This is a genomic window from Tritonibacter mobilis F1926, assembly GCF_000376545.2.
GTDB classification, from domain to species: Bacteria; Pseudomonadota; Alphaproteobacteria; order Rhodobacterales; family Rhodobacteraceae; genus Epibacterium; species Epibacterium mobile.
The window spans coordinates 2,653,794-2,671,304 of the sequence record NZ_CP015230.1; the positions used below are offsets into that span (position 1 = coordinate 2,653,794).

A 17,511-nucleotide genomic window follows, 5' to 3' on the forward strand; every position below is an offset into this window, starting at 1 on the left:
AACTAAACAGCTTCTCATGAGCAAACCAACAAAATCCCATGGGCGCATCTCAATCGGTGCAAGCCTGCGTCCCCGCAAGTTGATGAGCGATACGCCGGACCTTGCGGGCGTGTGGAAGGCCAAGATCCTGACTCTGTTTCCAGAGGCCTTTCCCGGTGTCTTGGGCGAAAGCCTGACCGGCAAAGCACTGCAGCAGGGGCTTTGGCAGTTGGAAACCGTGGATCTGCGCCCCTTTGGGATCGGCAAGCACAAGAATGTCGACGACACGCCTGCCGGTGGCGGCGCGGGCATGGTGCTGCGCGCCGATGTGCTGGGCGAGGCGATTGAACACGCCATGCAAGGCACACGCGGCAACTGGCCGCTCATCTACCTGTCGCCACGTGGTCGCAGGATGGACCAGCAGATGATGCAGAACTTCGCCCGTTGCGATGGTATGACGCTGCTCTGTGGCCGTTTTGAGGGCGTCGACGAACGTGTGCTTGAACACTACGGCATCCAAGAAGTCTCGCTTGGGGATTTTGTGATGACGGGCGGCGAGTTGGCCGCGCAGGCGCTCATTGACGCGACCGTCCGGCTGATCCCCGGTGTGCTGGGCAATCAGGCCTCAACCGAGGAAGAGAGCTTCTCCTCTGGCCTTCTTGAACATCCTCAATACACTCGTCCGGCAGAGTGGAAAGGACGCGCGATCCCCGAGGTGCTGATGTCCGGCCACCACGGCAAAATCGCGCAATGGCGGCAGGACATGAGCGAAAAGATCACCCAAGAGCGCCGCCCGGATCTTTGGGCCGCGCATCAGGCCCGCAAGTCTGACACGTGATCAGCACGTCAGTTTAAGCTGCCACCTGCGGAAACTGTCCAGTTGCTCTTGCATGCTGCGCAGGTTCGTTTTCTCCGTGTAGCCGTTCAAGAGCTCAAGGATACCGTCCTGAAACACTGCGGTGCAGCCGGTTTTGGCGCTGGCGATGCGCTCCAGATCCGATGCGGTATAGGCAAACCCATCCGCAGCCGGGGCCATCAACGCCAATCCGCGCGTTGTATCCGCACTAAACGCATAGGCCTTGCTGCCATCGCGCACGGTCGTACGCTCGGCCCAAAGCGCCTCATTCTGTGCCCGTTTCTGTGCCGCCGCATCAGAGTCGGGTCCGGCATACTCGCACCCGGCAATCATTAGCGCCGAAAATCCCAACGCAAAACAGTGCTTTAAAACCATTTAAATGTCTCCTGCGGTTTGTCGTCATAGTGGCCTGAGCGCGCCCTAGGGTCAATCCGGTGCAACCCCGCTCTGACCTTCGGCGACATCGGCGTGACACTATGGATGGATCACCCCCCTGTCGCTCAGCATGCCCCCGTTGCCGGGTGGTCCATGTCGTGCTTTAGTCCTCGCGGTAAGTGAACGTAATAACTGGAGACCTCCGATGGCAGGTAAGTTCGAACTCTACACCGACAATGCGGGCGAGTACCGCTTTCGCCTCAAAGCTGGCAATGGCGAGAACATTCTGGCCAGCGAAGGCTACAAGCAAAAATCCAGCGCCGAGAATGGCATCGAGTCGGTCAAGAAGAACGCCAGCGAAGATGCCCGCTATGAGCGCAAGGAAACCGCTGCGGGCAAGCATATGTTCAACCTCAAGGCCACAAACGGTCAGGTCATCGGCACCTCGCAAAGCTACGCCAGCGCATCCGGGCGCGATGGCGGCATCGAATCCGTCAAATCAAACGCGCCAGACGCGCGCGTCGAAGATCTGACTTGATCCCATCACACAGGTCCCTTTGATGCGAACCCCGGCAAATGTCGGGGTTCAGCTTTTTGCCTTGGAGGCTGCACCCCGCCGTTGCACCCGTGTTGCCAACCGCAAGAGCTGCTGAAACTTCTCGCATTCCATGTGATTTTCCGCAGGACACACCGCGACATGGTGCATCATTTCCGAAAGCGCCTCCAGCCGCTGGGCTTGTCTGCGCATATCTTCAGCGCGCGCCTGCACATCCTCACGCAGGATCTGCGGACGGCCGCCGGGACCAAACATGGCGGCAATGTCATCCAGCGCAAAACCTCCCTGCTTGCCAAGCGCGATGAGCGACAGCTGTTCCAGCACGCCGGGGCCATATTGGCGCCGCAGCCCATTGCGCGACAGCGACTGAATCAGGCCTTTTTCCTCGTAGTAGCGCAGTGTTGACGGCTTCACGCCGCTCAGCTTTGCGACCTCACCAATATCAAGCAATTTCATTATTGACCTCAAGCTAACTTGAATTCGTAGCCTGCCCATCGAATTTGAATTTGGCAAGGAGAACTCGATGATTGCCTCCCCCTCTCCCCTCCCCGCGCTGGATCGCCGCGCGGTGGCCCTCTTGCTGGCCGCCACTTTGACAACCATGGCTAATGCCGCCATCAGCCCGGCGCTGCCGGGATTGGAGGCACGCTTTGCCGAGCATCCGCATGCGGCATTATTGACCCGCTTCCTCGTGCCTGCCCCTTCCGTCGCCGTTGTGCTGATCGCAGGCTGGGCCGGGATGCTGGCTGACCGGCTTGGCAAGCGCGCACTCCTGTTGGCAGGCGTGCTGTTGTTTGCACTGGCAGGAAGCCTTGGCATGGTGCTGAACAGCCTTGAGGCAATCCTTGCAAGCCGCCTTGCGTTGGGGGTTGCCGTAGCGCTTATTATGACGGCTCAAACCGCGCTCATCGCGGATTACTTTGACGGGGCCGCGCGCAGTCGCCTCTTGGGGTTGCAGATCTCAGCGCGCAACCTCGGCGGGCTGGTCTCGATCACGCTGGCTGGTGTTCTGGCCTTGATGTCACCGATGCACGCCTTTGCAATTCACGGCGTCGCCTTGCTGATCTTGCCCTTTCTCTGGACGGCAATCACCGAACCCAAGCGTCCGCAAGTGGCACAGACCACATCCACAGAGGATCATGAGGCCACGCAGGGGCTGGGCGTGGGGCTCTGGGCAATGGCGGCTTTGCAGATGCTCACCACGATCTGTTTCTTCACAATGCCAACGCAGGTGCCGTTCTTTGTGGCAAGCCACGGGATTGAGAACACAGCCATCATCGGCGCGGTCATGGGGGCGCTGACACTGGCAGGGACACTCGCGGCCACCCGCTATGGCGCATTGAAACCACGCCTTGGGCATGCCCGACTGTTCATGCTCGGCTATGGTCTCATGGGCGCAGGCATGGCAACGCTGGCCTTTGCGCCGGGGCTTACGGTGATCTTTGTCGGCGCAACGCTCGTTGGGTTGGGCTTTGCCACTGTCTCGCCGAATTTCAACGAAATCGCCCTGCGCTCTGCGCCTGCCAGCCGCCGCGGGCGGGCCGCAGGTGTGATGACCACTTCGGTCTTCTTGGGGCAGATCATCTCGCCCTTTTTGAGCCTGCCATTGGTGCGCAGCACTGGCTATTCCGGCACCTTTGCAACGCTGGCAACGGCCCTTATTTTAGCGGCGATCACTGCCCTGATCTTCCACAGCATGCAAAAGCCACAAACGCGCGAGGTCTGAGGGGACATCAGTACCTCTTGGCATCACGTAACAGGCTTGCAAACTGGCCTCATCTGGCCTAGATACCGCGCGTCCGGGGCTCGTCATGAGTCGTCCGGGCTCGCTTTGCGTGTCTGCGCTGTCTTCTTCGGCGGCCCTGCAGCCCAACGCGAATACGACAAGTAACGACACCACATCTCTGGCGGGCGCAATCGCGGACCCGGTGAAGACCAAGAGCTCTGGGGGATCACAAGACCTTCGTGGATATAACCACGAGCAACATAGGAGACGATCATGGATCTGATCGCACAACTCGAAGCGGAGCAGGTTGCTGCGCTGGGGAAAGAGATCCCCGATTTCAAAGCCGGTGACACCATCCGCGTCGGCTACAAAGTCACCGAAGGCACCCGCACCCGTGTGCAGGCCTATGAGGGCGTCTGCATCAGCCGTAAGAACGGCTCCGGCATCGCTGGTTCCTTCACCGTTCGCAAGATTTCCTTCGGCGAAGGCGTGGAGCGTGTGTTCCCGCTGCATTCCACCAACATCGACTCTATCGAAGTTGTTCGTCGCGGTCGTGTGCGTCGTGCGAAACTCTACTATCTGCGTTCGCGTCGCGGCAAATCCGCCCGTATCGCTGAAGACGCAAACTACAAAGCCAAAGCGTAAGGAGTGGTCTCATGAAAAAAGACATCCATCCCGACTACCACTTCATCGACGTCAAAATGACCGACGGCACCATCGTCAAAATGCGCTCCACCTGGGGCAGCGAAGGCGACCAGCTGGCACTGGACATCGACCCCTCCGCGCACCCCGCGTGGACCGGCGGCTCCTCCCGCCTGATGGACACCGGCGGCCGCGTGTCCAAGTTCAAGAAAAAATACGAAGGTCTGGGTTTCTAATCCAATCCTTCCACGGACTTATCCACATCGGATTTCCTGTCGAACGCCGCCCCTTTTCGGGCGGCGTTCTTCATTTGAACACAATAAAGTCCTGAATGGCCATTCCGCCACGGCCTCACGGAAAATAGGCTCTAACTTGGGCCTTTTGGCCGCTTCCCATTGATTCGACTGGCGCTTATAGTCCACCCAAAGCACAAGGCGCGGCAGCAAAAGCAGCGCAGGTTTAAAGGGATCCGTAAGATGGCGCATATCATTGTCGTCGGAAACGAAAAGGGCGGCGCAGGGAAATCCACCGTCTCCATGCATGTGGCCACAACATTGGCACGTATGGGTTACAAGGTGGCAGGTCTGGATCTGGATTTGCGGCAACGCTCGCTTGGTCGCTACCTGGAAAACCGGCTCGGATTTATTGCTGCATCTAACCTCGACCTACCGATGGTTTCGCTGCACGAGCTTCCGGAGATCGACGCAGACACGTTGCAGCCCGGCGAGAACATCTATGATTTGCGTCTCTCTGCGGCAATCTCCGAACTGGAGCCGGAATACGACTTCATCCTGATCGACTGTCCCGGCTCGCATACCCGGCTGAGCCAAGTGGCGCATTCGCTGGCCGACACATTGATCACGCCGCTCAATGACAGTTTTGTGGATTTTGACCTGCTGGCGCATACGGATGAGAAGGGCGAGAAAATCAAAGGCCCCTCGGTTTACTCCGAAATGGTCTGGAACGCGCGCCAGTTGCGCGCGCAGGCGGGTTTGCCCCCCATCGACTGGATCGTGATCCGCAACCGGGTCGGCACCCAGCGCATGGTCAACAAGGAAAAGATGGAGCGCGCGATCAATATGCTCTCCAAGCGGATCGGCTTTCGCGTCGCACCGGGCTTTTCTGAGCGCGTGATCTTCCGCGAACTCTTCCCGCGCGGCCTGACCTTGCTGGATCTGAAGGATGTGGGCGTCAAACAGCTCAACATCTCGAATATCGCCGCACGTCAGGAGCTGCGCGATATGATGAAGGCGCTGGAATTGCCCGAAGTCGAGATCGACATCTGATCCAAGGGGCTGTGTAGGGGCACTCAGGGGTTCCGCCCCCTGCCCTGACCCACCTTCGGTGTGCCAGATCGGTATCGGCGAAGGGCGCGCGCCGGGCCTTTGGCCCGGCGCGCGCGGGTCCACCCGGTTACGGGTGGAAACCTCTTCGACCGACAGCGTTTGTGAAATGCCACTAAGATGTGCGAGGGCTTGGTTGGCGCCTCACACCTCCGGTTGATACAACGTAAAAAGCTCCACCGGCTCTGCCACCCCACGCAACATGTAACGCCCTACTGAAATCAGACCCTCTCCGTCAGGTCCTGCCGCATTGCGGACGTCTTCCGAGAGGATGATCGAGCGCTCCACCGTGCGATGCATGTCCGCAATCCGCGCCGTCAGGTTCACGGCTGGGCCGATCACGGTGAAATCCAGCCGATTGGGCGCGCCGATATTGCCATAGAGAATCTCGCCCGCATGCAGGGCCATGGTATATTCGGCCAGCGGCAGGCCTTCTGCGGCGCGGGCGGCATTGACCGCTTTTATCCGTGGCCCCAGTTCCGCTACGGCGCGCAATGCGGCCTGCGCATCCTCTTGCAGCGTGCCAAGGTTGAACATCGCCATGACCGCATCGCCCATGAACTTCAGGATATTGCCGCCATGTGACTGGATCAGCTCCACCACATGGCCGAAATAGTCGTTCAGCAAATCGACCATTGCCTCGCCCGGCAGAGCCTCAGAGAGCGCCGTAAAGCCGCGCAGGTCGAACAGGCAGATCACCGCATCAATATGTTGAGACGACCCGCGCGCGATTTCCCCGGACAGCACGCGCGCCCCGGCATCCCGGCCCAGATAGACCTGCAACAACGCGCGCCCCATTTCGCGGTTCCCCGCGCCTGCAAGCACAAGAGCCAGCGTGTCAAATACCCCACGAATGATGTTTAGATAGGGCGCGGCGTCCTCGGGCGCGCCGTCAAAACTCCAGGACACCACGAGGCCCTCAGCATCAGGGCGTTCAGGCTCATAGGCGGTATCGCTGGCAGGCCCCAACGGCTGCCAATGGGCAAAGTAACTCGTTGCGCCCATCGCCTTGAGGCGGGCGAATATCGGAAAACGCGACACATCCTGCGCGCTGAACACACTGTGCATCTCAGTCTCGCCCGAGGTGAGAAGCGCATGAAACGGGCTTTGCAGCCACTCATGATGCGGTTCTTTGTGATCGACGCGGCCAAAATACTCGGCGTTCATCCCGTCCTTGCGGGTCCAGGTAAACCCAATGCCCCCAAACTCAGGGTGCAGCGCGCGCTGTGCCAGTTGCATCCGCAGCAAAGGCACCCCGTGGTTGACCAGTCGTTCGCAAAAGGCGCGCAACAGCTCTTCGCGTCCACGGGATTTAAGCCCCTGACGGGTGAGCCAGTTCTTTAGATCTTCGGTGGCGGCGTGAATTGCCCCATCCTCCTCATGGTGGGTCATGACTCAAGATCGACCGGGCATTCCATGCTGGCCAACTGCCGTAGCATACGGCGCAACAGCGCCACATCGCCAGCCGAAAACCCCTTGGTCAGTTTCTGGTCATACGCCCGCGCCTGCTTGCGCAGATCGTCGTAGACACCGCGCCCCGCCGCCGTCAACTCAAGGTGCTCTGCCCTGCGATCAGCCTCATCCCGGCTGCGACTGACCCAGCGGCGTTCCGCCAGTTTTGCAACGGCGCGGCTGATCTTTGTCTTGTGGATCTTGGCCCGTTGACTGATGTCTCGCGCGGTCATGCGATTGTACATGCCGAGATGGAACAGCACCCGCCATTCGGTTCGCAGCATGCCGTAGCGCCCCTTGTAGAGCTTTTGGAACTCCAGCGAGGAATCCTCTGCCGCCCGATTCAGGAGAAACGGCAGGAAATCCTGCACTATAAAATCATCATTTTTGTCCATACGCGCGCTCCGCATCTCTTGTTAGTTACAAAATCAACTATTACCGAGAGGGAAATGCAAGAGGAGGTTGGCTAAAATGACCCGTCACGCTTTGCCTGACCAGATGATTCAAGCCCCGTCCAATCAGGGCACCCATGAGGGCTACATGCCCGGATTTGGGAATGATTTTGAAACCGAAGCCCTGCCCGGTGCATTGCCGCAGGGGATGAACAGCCCGCAAAGGTGCGAATACGGGCTCTATGGCGAACAGCTCTCCGGCACCGCCTTTACCGCAGAACGCCCCGAGCGCACCTGGTGTTATCGCATCCGCCCCAGTGTCAAACATTCACACCGCTATGAGAAAATCGACCTGCCGTACTGGAAGAGCGCGCCGCATATTCCAGAGGATGTGATTTCGCTTGGCCAATACCGCTGGGACCCGGTGCCGCATTCGGATCAGGGGCTGACCTGGCTCACGGGGATGCGCACCATGACGACGGCGGGGGATGTGAACACCCAAGTCGGCATGGCGACCCATATCTACCTTGTGACCGAGTCGATGAAGGATGAATATTTCTTCTCCGCCGACTCGGAGCTTCTGGTGGTCCCGCAAGAAGGCCGCCTGCGCTTTGCCACCGAACTCGGTATCATCGACATCGAGCCTAAAGAAATCGCCATCCTCCCGCGTGGTCTGGTGTACCGTGTCGAAGTGCTGGATGGCCCGGCGCGCGGTTTTGTCTGCGAAAACTACGGTCAGAAATTCGATCTGCCCGGCCGTGGTCCGATCGGTGCAAACTGCATGGCCAACCCGCGGGATTTTAAGGCACCTGTGGCCGCCTATGAGGACCGTGAAGTGCCCTCAACGCTGACCGTGAAATGGTGTGGCCAGTTCCATGAGACCAAGATCGGCCAGAGCCCGCTGGATGTGGTTGCATGGCACGGCAACTACGCGCCCTATAAATACGACTTGCGCACCTATTGCCCGGTGGGCGCGATCCTGTTTGACCACCCTGACCCGTCGATCTTTACCGTGCTGACGGCGCCCTCGGGCCAGCCGGGCACGGCCAATATCGATTTTGTGCTGTTCCGCGAACGCTGGATGGTGGCCGAGAACACCTTCCGCCCGCCGTGGTATCATAAGAACATCATGTCGGAGCTGATGGGCAACATCTACGGCCAGTATGATGCCAAGCCGCAGGGCTTTGTCCCCGGTGGTGTAAGCCTTCACAACATGATGCTGCCGCATGGTCCCGACAGACAAGCCTTTGAGGGCGCGTCGAATTCAAACCTCGGACCGGAGAAGCTGGAGAACACCATGTCCTTCATGTTTGAAACCCGCTTCCCTCAGCACCTGACGGAATTTGCCGCCAATGAGGCCCCGCTTCAGGATGAATACATCGACTGCTGGAGCGATCTGGAAAAGAAATTCGACGGAACACCCGGTAAGAAGTAAGGGGCGGGGGCGCTGCCCCCTCTGCGGCCCCAATTGGGGCCGCATTCACCCCCGAGATATTTGTAAAAAGCTGAAGGAGGGCCGACAGAGCCCTCACCACTAAAAAGGAACGCGCATGCCTTTGAAAAAATCCTGGGTGACGTCGGCCAATTCCGCTGACCACCCTTTTCCGCTGAATAACCTTCCCTATGGTGTGTTTTCGACCACCGACAGCGATCCGCGCTGTGGCGTGGCGATTGGTGACATGATCCTCGACCTGCAGGCGGCAGAAGCGGCTGGACTGGTTGATATGGGCGAGGAAGCGCTGTTCGAGTTGCCCTTCTGGAACGAGTTTATGGAAGAAGGTCCTGCGGTCTGGGCCACGCTTCGCAATCGCCTGATCGCGCTTTTGCAAGAGGGCGCAGAAGAGCAAAAGAAAGTCGAAGCCTGCCTTGTGCCGATGGCCGATGCCGAGATGCACATGCCTTTTATGGTATCGGAATACACCGATTTCTATGCCGGGCGTCACCACGCCACCAATGTCGGCACCATGTTCCGCGGCGCGGAGAACGCGCTGCCGCCAAACTGGTTGCACATCCCGATCGGATACAACGGTCGCGCGTCCTCTGTCGTGGTGTCTGGCACCGATGTGCGGCGTCCTTGGGGCCAGCTCAAGGGGCCAAATGATGACGCGCCCCGTTGGGCACCTTGCGCACGATTTGATATCGAGCTGGAAATGGGCGCTATTGTTGGCACGCCATCGGATGGGCCGATCACGGTGCAAGAAGCGGATGATCACATCTTTGGCTATGTGCTGCTGAACGACTGGTCCGCGCGCGATATTCAGGCTTGGGAATACCAGCCGCTCGGCCCTTTTCAGGCCAAAGCGACTGCCACAACCATCAGCCCGTGGATCGTCACCAAAGCCGCATTAGAGCCTTTCCGCTGCGACACACCTGCACGCGAAGTAGAGCTTCTGGATCACCTGAAGGACTGCGGCCCGATGCTCTATGACATCGACCTTGCCGTGTCCCTGCGTCCTGAGGGTGGCGAAGAGGCCACCATCGCAAGCACCAACTACAAGGAAATGTACTATTCCGCCGCGCAGCAATTGGCGCATCACACCACCTCGGGCTGTCCGATGAACGCGGGCGATCTGCTGGGATCCGGCACCATATCAGGCCCTAACAAGGACGAACGTGGCTCGCTCCTTGAACTCAGCTGGGGCGGCAAGGAGCCACTCACGCTGCCCTCGGGCGACACCCGCAGCTTTATCGAGGATGGCGACACGCTCACGCTGAAGGGCGCGGCCAAAGGCGATGGCTACACCATCGGGTTTGGCGACTGCACCGGCACGGTCTTGCCCGCGCTCAGCGATCCTTTCGCACGCTGACGCCTTCATCTTTTCATAAATACCTCCACCGGAGGCATCCCAACCTGACCTCCGGCGGAACAGACAAAAAGGATACGCAACCATGGCCAAGGCATTCGCATCCCAAGGCGACATGAGCGAAAAGAAGATCTCCTTCACCGAAGTGGGCGAAGGGCTTTATGCCTTCACCGCCGAGGGTGACCCGAATTCGGGCGTCATCATCGGGGATGACTCGGTGATGATTGTTGAGGCGCAGGCTACCCCGCGCCTGGCCAACAAGGTGATCGAATGTGTGCGCTCCGTCACCGACAAGCCGATCAGCCATGTGGTGCTCACCCACTACCACGCGGTACGTGTGCTGGGGGCCTCGGCTTTTGGTGCCCAGAACATCATCATGTCCGACGCCGCACGCGCCATGGTCGTCGAACGCGGCCAGGAGGACTGGGATAGCGAATTCCAGCGCTTCCCGCGCCTGTTTGAGGGCCATGAAAGCATCACCGGCCTCACCTGGCCGACCACAACATTCTCGGACAGTATGACCGTCTACCTCGGCAATCGCCGCATTGACATCAAACATCTGGGCCGCGCCCATACCGCAGGGGATGCGGTGATCCATGTGCCGGACCAGAACGTCATGTTCACCGGCGACATCGTCGAATACCACTCCGCCTGCTACTGCGGCGACGGGCATTTTGGCGACTGGGGCAACACGCTCGACAATATCAAAGCCTATGATGTGGACGCCATCGCCCCCGGTCGTGGCGACGCGCTGGTCGGCAAGGACATGGTCAACGCTGCCATTGAAAACACCCGCGATTTTGTCGAGAGCACCTATCGCCCCGCAGCCAAGGTTGCCGCCCGTGGTGGGTCCCTCAAGGAAGCATGGGACGCGGTGCGCGAGGCCTGTGATCCCAAGTTCAAAGACTACGCAATCTATGAACACTGCCTGCCGTTCAACGTCGCCCGCGCCTATGACGAGGCCCGAGGCATCGACACCCCCCGCATCTGGACCGCCCAGCGCGATCTGGAGATGTGGGAGGCGCTGCAGTCCTGATTTTCGGCTCTAAAACCTGATTTAGAGCCTATTTTGAACGCATCGGCGGCCTTGTCCGCCCCTGCACCGGTCCCCAAGTCGCGGGACCGGACCCGTGCCTGCTTGCCCGGAGGGAGGAAACCGGATGAACAAGATTTTTGAGGTGCCGCTATACCCATATACGCGCCATGCGGATCAGGACGCGCATCCGCCTGCGCGCCACAAGGTGGTTGTGGTGGGGGCAGGTCCCGTGGGCCTTGCTGCCGCTATCGACCTTGCACAATCCGGCGTTCCGGTGGTGGTACTGGACGACAATGACAAAGTAAGCTTTGGCTCTCGTGCGATCTGTTTTGCAAAACGCACGTTGGAAATCGCCGACCGCCTTGGTGTTGGCCATGCGATGGCGAGCAAGGGAGAGGAATGGAACGTCGGCAAAGTCTTCTTTGGCGATCGCAAGGTCTATGACTTCAACCTTCTGCCCGAAGATGGCCACCAGTTTCCGGCCTTTGTGAACCTGCAACAATACTACATCGAGGAATATCTCGTTGACCGCGTCCGCGCCCTGCAGGCTGAGGGCGCGCCGATTGAAATGCGCGGCAAGAACCGCGTCACGGATGTCTCGGACCACGGCGATTATGCAGCGCTGACAGTGGAGACTCCGGACGGCGCCTATAGGCTGGAAACCGAGTGGCTCATTGCCTGTGACGGTGCGGGGTCGCCTATTCGTGCGCAGATGGGGCTCGATTTTGTGGGCCGGGTGTTTGAGGACAACTTCCTTATTGCCGATGTGGTCATGGATGCGGATTTCCCGACCGAACGCTGGTTCTGGTTCGATCCGCCCTTCAACAAAGGTCAGTCGGCGCTGTTGCACAAACAGCCTGACGGCGTCTGGCGCATCGACCTGCAACTGGGCTGGGACATCGACAAAGAGGCCGAGAAAAAGCCCGAAAACGTGATCCCGCGCCTCAAGGCGATGTTGGGCGACGACGTTCAGTTCGAGTTGGAGTGGGTCTCCATCTACACGTTCCAGTGCCGCCGGATGGAAAAATTTCGCCACGGGCGGGTGATCTTTGCCGGGGATAGCGCGCATCAAGTTTCGCCCTTTGGCGCACGCGGGGCAAATTCTGGCCTGCAAGACACCGACAACCTGATCTGGAAGCTGAAACTGGTGCTGGACGGCGTCGCGGACCAGAGCCTTCTGGATACCTACGATGCCGAGCGGCTGGCGGCGGCGGATGAGAATATCCTCAACTCCTCCCGCTCGACCGACTTCATTACGCCCAAATCAGAGATGTCGCGCATCTTCCGCGATGCGGTGCTGGATCTCTCTGAACATCACGGCTTTGCCCGCCCGTTGGTGAACTCGGGCCGCCTCTCGGTGCCCTCGGTCTATGACGGCTCCCGACTCAATTCTGCCGACCAGCTGCCCGGTGGCCCTGCCCGCACCCGTCCCGGTGCGCCCTGCCCCGATGTGCCGCTGGACGCAGGCTACCTGTTGGCGCAGCTCGGCGGCGGGTTCACCTTGCTGTCGATCAATGCAGAGGTGCCCGACGGGTTCGAAGAGGCCGGCGTGGCCGTCTCGTCTTTGGCGCTCACCACTGAAACCCACACGGCATTGGCCGAGCGTTACTTGGGAGACGCCGCTGCTGCGGTTTATCTGATCCGCCCGGATCAGCATGTCGCCACCCGGATGGACCGCTTTGACGCGCCCCATTTCCGCGCCGCCCTGCGCCGCGCCATCGGTAAGGAGTGACCCATATGACCGATGCCCTGACCCTGACCCCGAACCTTGCGAAACCTGATGACAGTTACGCCCTGCTGCTGGCTGCACATGAGGGACTGACCAAGGCCCAAAGTGATGCGCTGAATGCCCGCTTGATCCTGCTTCTGGCCAACCACATTGGCGACCCACAGGTTCTGAAACAGGCTCTAACAGAGGCAAAACGAGGGCTGCGCGATGACTGAGGCGGTGCTTTATGATTACTGGCGCTCCTCGGCCAGCTACCGTCTGCGCATCGCGCTGAACCTTGCAGGGATCGCTTACGAGAGCCGCGTCGTTGATCTGGTTGCAGGCGATCAGCGGTCCCCGGATCATCTGGCGCTTAATCCTCAGGGGTTTGTGCCGGTGCTGGAAATCGACGGGCATCGGTTTACGCAGTCGCTGGCCTGTCTCACCTACCTGAACACAACCCGCGATCTTGGCTTGTTGCCCAACACCCCGGCCGAGCGCGCCCATGTCGAGGCTTTGGCACAGTCAATCGCGGTCGATCTGCATCCGGTCTGCAACCTCTCTGTTGCCCGTTTCGGCGTTGCGCAAAGCGGCGGCAGTTTGCAGATGGGCGACTGGATGCGCCAGTTTATTGGCCCCGGGCTTGCGGCATTTGATGCGCTGCTCAATCGTTGGGATGAGGCCCCCTATTGCACCGGTGATCGCCCCGGGCTGGCTGACATCTGCCTGATGCCGCAGCTCTATAATGCGCGGCGCTGGGAGGTCGACCTCAGCCCCTTCCCTCGCCTGAAGCGGATCGAGGCCACCTGCGCGGATCATCCAGCCTTTGCCGCTGCGCATCCGGACCAGCATCAGCCGGGCTAACGATCCTTCATCCGCCGCGCACGGTGGCGTTTTGGATAAAGGGGTGGCATGGTCCAGAAGAGCTGCATCAATGGATGACCATGTCCGACATCGCGATTTTACGCCACGCCACCCTTCCCGATACGCTGCGCATCGCCCGGTCTCGTGCCGCTCCCAATCTGGGGCCGCGCTTGCTGTTCTTTTCCGGTGGCAGCGCCCTGAATGAGATTTCGCGCAAACTCAAACAATACACCCATAACTCGGTGCATCTGATCACGCCCTTTGACAGTGGCGGCTCCTCGCAGGTGCTGCGCGAGGCCTTTGGGATGCCCGCGGTGGGCGATTTGCGCAGCCGCCTGATGGCGCTGGCGGATGAGACGGAACTGGGACAGCCCGACATTTACCGGCTGTTTTCACACCGCTTACCAAAAGACGGCAACCAGAAGGATCTGATGCAAGAGGTCGCCAGCCTGTTTGAGGGATCTCACCCGCTGCTCAAGGCGCTGTCGAAACCGATGCGGCAGTTGATCGTCGGCAATCTGCGCCATTTTGAGAGAGCCGCACCGAAGGATCTGGACTATCGCAACGCCAGCATCGGCAACCTGATCCTCGCCGGGGGCTATCTGGATCACGACCGAGTGCTGGAGCCGGTGCTGTTTTTGATGTCAAAAATGGTGGATGTGCGCGGCACCGTGCGCCCGATTGCGGATGTAAACCTGCAGATCGGCGCGCAGCTTCAGGACGGGCGGCGCGTCTTCGGTCAGCGCCAGATGACAGGCAAGGAGAGCGCGCCGCTCGGCACCCGTATCGCGCGCCTCTTCCTCTCGGACGGCACGGCGGAATTGCCCGCCGATGCTGTGCAACTGCCCGACCGGAACCAGAAGCTGATCGCCAGTTCAGAGCTGATCTGCTATCCGCCCGGCAGTCTCTATTCCAGCGTCATGTGCAATCTTCTGCCCCAAGGCGTGGGCCGGGCCATTGCCGCGCGCACCGTGCCGAAAGTCTATATTCCAAGCCTTGGCACGGACCCGGAATGTCACGCCATGAGCCTCAGCGATCAGGTCGCGGCCTTGCTGGAGCCTTTGCGCAGAGACGCTTGTGATGTGCCCAATAGCGCGTTTTTAACCCATGTTATCTGTGACGCGAGCGTCGCTGCATCGGAGCGCGACCGCGTCACACAGGATCACGGCATCCCCTGTCTTGCGCTGCCGCTCGCCCGCAGGGACCATACCGACCGCTATAACCCCGATGCGATTTGTGAGTTGCTGATCTCACTGGCCTAAGTGGAGGGCTGATCATCCGGGACTATCAAGGAACAAAGCATGGCGCCCGATGCGCTGAGACGCACCGGGCGACACAAACCTGAGCATCAGTTGCCAAAGATATCCTGCAACACGCCATTGAGTGTGCGTTCAATCTCGCGGCCAAGACCGCCGCCACCATTGCGGCGTTGCGGCTGGGGTTGCGGCTCTGGCACGACGATTGGCTCTGGTGCTTTCATCGGAAGCGGTTGCGGCTCCAACCCTTTGTGGACACGCACCATGGTTTCGCGCCAGATCTCTGCGGGCAGACCACCACCGGTCACACCGGTCAGCGGCGTGTTGTCATCATAGCCCATCCAGACCCCGGCGACGTAATCGGCGGTGAAGCCAATGAACCATGCATCTTTCGCCGCCGATGTGGTGCCGGATTTACCAGCCGCCTGCCAGCCGGGGATCTGTGCGCGGCGTCCAGTGCCTTCTGAGATGACTTTTTCCATCATCCAGATCAGCTCTTGTGCGGCGACGGGGCGGATCACCCGTTCTCCCATCCCGCCAGAAGCGCCCATCAAGGGCTCTGAATCGCCCACCAAGGTCAGCGCATCCACACCGTAAGGCGTCACCGATGAGCCACCGTTCAGAATGCCCGCATAGGCGCCCGTCATTTCCAACAGGGTGCTCTCGGACGCCCCCAGCGCCAGCGACGGCCCATCCGCCAGATCGCTGTCGATGCCGAACTCTCCAGCAACCAGACGCACCTTGTCGCGCCCCACGGCCTCAGAGACTTTGACCGCCGGAATGTTGAGAGAATCGCGCAACGCACGGGCCAGCGTGATCTCGCCATAGTGCTTGCGGGTGTAGTTTTGCGGGCACCACGGGCCTGATCCCGGAATATCGATGCAGTATTCTGCGTCCAAAACCCGGTCATATGGCGAATAGCCAAGCTCCAGCGCGGCCGCATAGACAAAAGGCTTAAACGCCGATCCGGTCTGACGTTTCGCCTGTGTCGCGCGGTTGAACACACCAGAGGCACGCACTTTGCGCCCCCCCACCATGGCCCGCACCGCGCCATCGGCGCTCATTACAACCACGGCTGCCTGTGCCTTGGAGCCCTCACGCACCTTGTTTTCAAACACAAAGGTCACCGCATCTTCAGCCGCCTGTTGCAGACGCTGATCAAGCGTGGTGCGGATCACCACATCCTCTGTGGTTTGATCGCCAAGGAAGCTTGGCACCGTGTCCATGATCCAATCCGCGAAATAGCCACCAGCCCGCGCCGCTGCCGCCTCGCTGAGTTCTGCCGGGTTGGCCGCTGCCATCTGGCGTTCTTCTTCGCTCAGGTAGCCCTGTTCTTCCATCAGGCGCAGCACCGTGGCGGCGCGATTGCGCGACCGCTCGATGTTATTGGTCGGTGCCAGCGTCGAAGGTGCGGTCAGCAGACCCGCCAGCATCGCGGCCTCAGGCGGGTTCACCTGGTTTGCGGATTTGCCGAAATAGCGCTGAGACGCGGCCTCTACACCATGGGCCCCGCCGCCCATATAGGCGCGGTTCATATAGATCGAGAGGACCTCGTTCTTGGTGTATTTGGCCTCCATTGCCATCGCAAAGATGGCTTCCTTGGCCTTGCGCCACAGCGAAGACTGGCGGCAATCGCTCTCATAAGCGGCTTCGCTCTCCCAGACCGTGGGGTCATATTGCACACCCAGACACATCAGCTTGGCAGTCTGCTGGGTGATCGTTGACCCGCCGTGACCCGACAAGGGCCCGCGCCCTTCGCTCAGGTTGATACGCACCGCACTGGCGATGCCGCGTGGCGAGATCCCAAAGTGGCGGTAGAACCGTTTATCCTCAGTGGCGACAATCGCATTTTTCAGATGGGGAGAGACCGTATCCGCCGTCACCACGCCGCCGAACTGATCGCCGCGCCACGCAAATGTTTTGCCCTCGCGGTCCAAAAGCGTCACCGAGCCTTGATGACGGCCATCCAGCAGCGCCTGATACTCGGGCAGCTTGGAATAATGATAGGCCACCGCGCCCGCCAAGAAGATGCCGCCAACAACCCCCATACGCCAGCTCACCGCCCAGACAACGCGCAACACGATCTGAAACGGCATCAAGAGCCAGCCAATGAGGCCGCGCTTGCGGGGTGCGGCACGCTTTGCCTTGCGGCGTCCAAACAGGCTCCAGCCGCGCTTGGCCTTACGCGGTGTGCGCGTCTTTGTTGCCTTTTTTGCCGGTTTGCGTGTTGTCCCGCCCACGTTGCGTTTTTCCGCAACCAGCGGGCCACGCCCGCGACCAGAAGTTCCGCGCCCGGAATTGCGCCCCTGCGTCATACTGAAAATCCTGTTCTGACTGCTCGTCTTTTAGGTCTTGGCGGACTTACGCCCTGCCTGTTTTGCACAGAATAGCGGCTCTGGCTCAGGATGTAGAGAGGCGGTTTTCCGCCAAACCCCATCTAAATTGCGCCTAAATAACAAGCAAAGCTCCTTTTTTCAGCGAAATTATTCAGCCGAAGCCCATAAAGCAGGCGTCTTGACCCC

At 60.0% G+C, this 17,511-nt stretch carries 18 protein-coding genes; 13 read left to right on the forward strand and 5 right to left on the reverse strand.

Going from position 1 to position 17,511, the window contains the following annotated elements; translation table 11 throughout:
* The first annotated feature begins 16 nt into the window (after positions 1–16).
* The gene (gene trmD / locus K529_RS12560) at positions 17–817 is read left to right on the forward strand and encodes a tRNA (guanosine(37)-N1)-methyltransferase TrmD (protein ID WP_005618228.1); all 801 of its coding nucleotides are present in this window, start codon (positions 17–19) and stop codon (positions 815–817) included.
* Here the strand turns inward: trmD and K529_RS12565 are convergent, their stop codons facing one another.
* A complete protein-coding gene (locus tag K529_RS12565; protein WP_005618231.1) occupies positions 818–1,210 on the reverse strand; it encodes a hypothetical protein in 393 nt (130 codons plus the stop codon).
* Positions 1,211–1,415: 205 nt separating this feature from the next.
* On the opposite strand from K529_RS12565, the gene K529_RS12570 reads away from it, so the two are divergent.
* Positions 1,416–1,748, forward strand: coding sequence for a YegP family protein (locus tag K529_RS12570; RefSeq protein ID WP_005618234.1), 333 nt, complete (start codon positions 1,416–1,418; stop codon positions 1,746–1,748).
* Between the two features lie 48 nt (positions 1,749–1,796).
* Here K529_RS12570 and K529_RS12575 read toward each other — a convergent pair whose 3' ends face one another.
* Positions 1,797–2,222 (reverse strand): helix-turn-helix domain-containing protein, encoded by a 426-nt coding sequence (locus K529_RS12575; protein ID WP_005618238.1) that lies wholly within the window; start codon positions 2,220–2,222, stop codon positions 1,797–1,799.
* A gap of 67 nt (positions 2,223–2,289) precedes the next feature.
* Here K529_RS12575 and K529_RS12580 point away from each other — a divergent pair, with 67 nt between their 5' ends.
* The 4 genes from K529_RS12580 to K529_RS12595 all read left to right on the forward strand — a co-directional run bounded on the left by K529_RS12580 (position 2,290) and on the right by K529_RS12595 (position 5,420).
* Entirely contained in the window at positions 2,290–3,492 is a 1,203-nt protein-coding gene (locus K529_RS12580) for an MFS transporter (protein ID WP_005618240.1), read from the forward strand.
* Positions 3,493–3,765: 273 nt separating this feature from the next.
* A complete protein-coding gene (gene rplS, locus K529_RS12585; protein ID WP_005618242.1) occupies positions 3,766–4,137 on the forward strand; it encodes a 50S ribosomal protein L19 in 372 nt (123 codons plus the stop codon).
* 11 nt (positions 4,138–4,148) lie between these two features.
* Positions 4,149–4,370 carry a 50S ribosomal protein L31 gene (gene rpmE / locus K529_RS12590; RefSeq protein WP_005618243.1) on the forward strand — a complete coding sequence of 74 codons (222 nt, stop codon included), beginning with the start codon at positions 4,149–4,151 and terminating at the stop codon, positions 4,368–4,370.
* Positions 4,371–4,610: 240 nt separating this feature from the next.
* Positions 4,611–5,420 carry a division plane positioning ATPase MipZ gene (locus K529_RS12595; protein ID WP_005618244.1) on the forward strand — a complete coding sequence of 270 codons (810 nt, stop codon included), beginning with the start codon at positions 4,611–4,613 and terminating at the stop codon, positions 5,418–5,420.
* Positions 5,421–5,621: 201 nt separating this feature from the next.
* Here the strand turns inward: K529_RS12595 and K529_RS12600 are convergent, their stop codons facing one another.
* The gene (locus tag K529_RS12600) at positions 5,622–6,869 is read right to left on the reverse strand and encodes an adenylate/guanylate cyclase domain-containing protein (protein WP_005634518.1); all 1,248 of its coding nucleotides are present in this window, start codon (positions 6,867–6,869) and stop codon (positions 5,622–5,624) included.
* Positions 6,866–7,324, reverse strand: a complete 459-nt coding sequence (locus tag K529_RS12605) for a MarR family winged helix-turn-helix transcriptional regulator (RefSeq protein WP_005634515.1) — start codon at positions 7,322–7,324, stop codon at positions 6,866–6,868. Before K529_RS12605 ends, K529_RS12600 begins: the two co-directional genes overlap by 4 nt.
* Before the next feature lie 76 nt (positions 7,325–7,400).
* Here K529_RS12605 and hmgA point away from each other — a divergent pair, with 76 nt between their 5' ends.
* The 7 genes from hmgA to K529_RS12640 all read left to right on the forward strand — a co-directional run bounded on the left by hmgA (position 7,401) and on the right by K529_RS12640 (position 14,995).
* Positions 7,401–8,756 carry a homogentisate 1,2-dioxygenase gene (hmgA, locus tag K529_RS12610; RefSeq protein ID WP_005634513.1) on the forward strand — a complete coding sequence of 452 codons (1,356 nt, stop codon included), beginning with the start codon at positions 7,401–7,403 and terminating at the stop codon, positions 8,754–8,756.
* Positions 8,757–8,871: 115 nt separating this feature from the next.
* On the forward strand, positions 8,872–10,128 hold the full coding sequence (fahA, locus tag K529_RS12615; protein WP_005634507.1) for a fumarylacetoacetase: 1,257 nt from the start codon (positions 8,872–8,874) through the stop codon (positions 10,126–10,128).
* Between the two features lie 82 nt (positions 10,129–10,210).
* Entirely contained in the window at positions 10,211–11,161 is a 951-nt protein-coding gene (locus tag K529_RS12620; protein ID WP_005634506.1) for an MBL fold metallo-hydrolase, read from the forward strand.
* A gap of 124 nt (positions 11,162–11,285) precedes the next feature.
* A complete protein-coding gene (locus K529_RS12625) occupies positions 11,286–12,893 on the forward strand; it encodes an FAD-dependent oxidoreductase (RefSeq protein ID WP_046002770.1) in 1,608 nt (535 codons plus the stop codon).
* Positions 12,894–12,898: 5 nt separating this feature from the next.
* Positions 12,899–13,105, forward strand: coding sequence for a DUF2783 domain-containing protein (locus K529_RS12630; protein ID WP_005631765.1), 207 nt, complete (start codon positions 12,899–12,901; stop codon positions 13,103–13,105).
* On the forward strand, positions 13,098–13,733 hold the full coding sequence (gene maiA / locus K529_RS12635; protein WP_005631762.1) for a maleylacetoacetate isomerase: 636 nt from the start codon (positions 13,098–13,100) through the stop codon (positions 13,731–13,733). Before K529_RS12630 ends, maiA begins: the two co-directional genes overlap by 8 nt.
* 80 nt (positions 13,734–13,813) lie before the next feature.
* The gene (locus K529_RS12640; RefSeq protein ID WP_227512296.1) at positions 13,814–14,995 is read left to right on the forward strand and encodes a GAK system CofD-like protein; all 1,182 of its coding nucleotides are present in this window, start codon (positions 13,814–13,816) and stop codon (positions 14,993–14,995) included.
* Positions 14,996–15,081: 86 nt separating this feature from the next.
* Here K529_RS12640 and K529_RS12645 read toward each other — a convergent pair whose 3' ends face one another.
* Complete coding sequence (locus K529_RS12645) at positions 15,082–17,304, reverse strand: transglycosylase domain-containing protein (protein ID WP_005631758.1); 2,223 nt, start codon at positions 17,302–17,304, stop codon at positions 15,082–15,084.
* Positions 17,305–17,511 lie beyond the last annotated feature (207 nt).

Excerpts from the sequence above, each read along its gene's own strand:
- trmD (WP_005618228.1), top strand. The coding sequence starts at position 17 with ATGAGCAAACCAACAAAATCCCATGGGCGCATCTCAATCGGTGCAAGC.
- K529_RS12565 (WP_005618231.1), bottom strand. The coding sequence starts at position 1,210 with ATGGTTTTAAAGCACTGTTTTGCGTTGGGATTTTCGGCGCTAATGATT.
- K529_RS12570 (WP_005618234.1), top strand. The coding sequence starts at position 1,416 with ATGGCAGGTAAGTTCGAACTCTACACCGACAATGCGGGCGAGTACCGC.
- K529_RS12575 (WP_005618238.1), bottom strand. The coding sequence starts at position 2,222 with ATGAAATTGCTTGATATTGGTGAGGTCGCAAAGCTGAGCGGCGTGAAG.
- K529_RS12580 (WP_005618240.1), top strand. The coding sequence starts at position 2,290 with ATGATTGCCTCCCCCTCTCCCCTCCCCGCGCTGGATCGCCGCGCGGTG.
- rplS (WP_005618242.1), top strand. The coding sequence starts at position 3,766 with ATGGATCTGATCGCACAACTCGAAGCGGAGCAGGTTGCTGCGCTGGGG.
- rpmE (WP_005618243.1), top strand. The coding sequence starts at position 4,149 with ATGAAAAAAGACATCCATCCCGACTACCACTTCATCGACGTCAAAATG.
- K529_RS12595 (WP_005618244.1), top strand. The coding sequence starts at position 4,611 with ATGGCGCATATCATTGTCGTCGGAAACGAAAAGGGCGGCGCAGGGAAA.
- K529_RS12600 (WP_005634518.1), bottom strand. The coding sequence starts at position 6,869 with ATGACCCACCATGAGGAGGATGGGGCAATTCACGCCGCCACCGAAGAT.
- K529_RS12605 (WP_005634515.1), bottom strand. The coding sequence starts at position 7,324 with ATGGACAAAAATGATGATTTTATAGTGCAGGATTTCCTGCCGTTTCTC.
- hmgA (WP_005634513.1), top strand. The coding sequence starts at position 7,401 with ATGACCCGTCACGCTTTGCCTGACCAGATGATTCAAGCCCCGTCCAAT.
- fahA (WP_005634507.1), top strand. The coding sequence starts at position 8,872 with ATGCCTTTGAAAAAATCCTGGGTGACGTCGGCCAATTCCGCTGACCAC.
- K529_RS12620 (WP_005634506.1), top strand. The coding sequence starts at position 10,211 with ATGGCCAAGGCATTCGCATCCCAAGGCGACATGAGCGAAAAGAAGATC.
- K529_RS12625 (WP_046002770.1), top strand. The coding sequence starts at position 11,286 with ATGAACAAGATTTTTGAGGTGCCGCTATACCCATATACGCGCCATGCG.
- K529_RS12630 (WP_005631765.1), top strand. The coding sequence starts at position 12,899 with ATGACCGATGCCCTGACCCTGACCCCGAACCTTGCGAAACCTGATGAC.
- maiA (WP_005631762.1), top strand. The coding sequence starts at position 13,098 with ATGACTGAGGCGGTGCTTTATGATTACTGGCGCTCCTCGGCCAGCTAC.
- K529_RS12640 (WP_227512296.1), top strand. The coding sequence starts at position 13,814 with ATGTCCGACATCGCGATTTTACGCCACGCCACCCTTCCCGATACGCTG.
- K529_RS12645 (WP_005631758.1), bottom strand. The coding sequence starts at position 17,304 with ATGACGCAGGGGCGCAATTCCGGGCGCGGAACTTCTGGTCGCGGGCGT.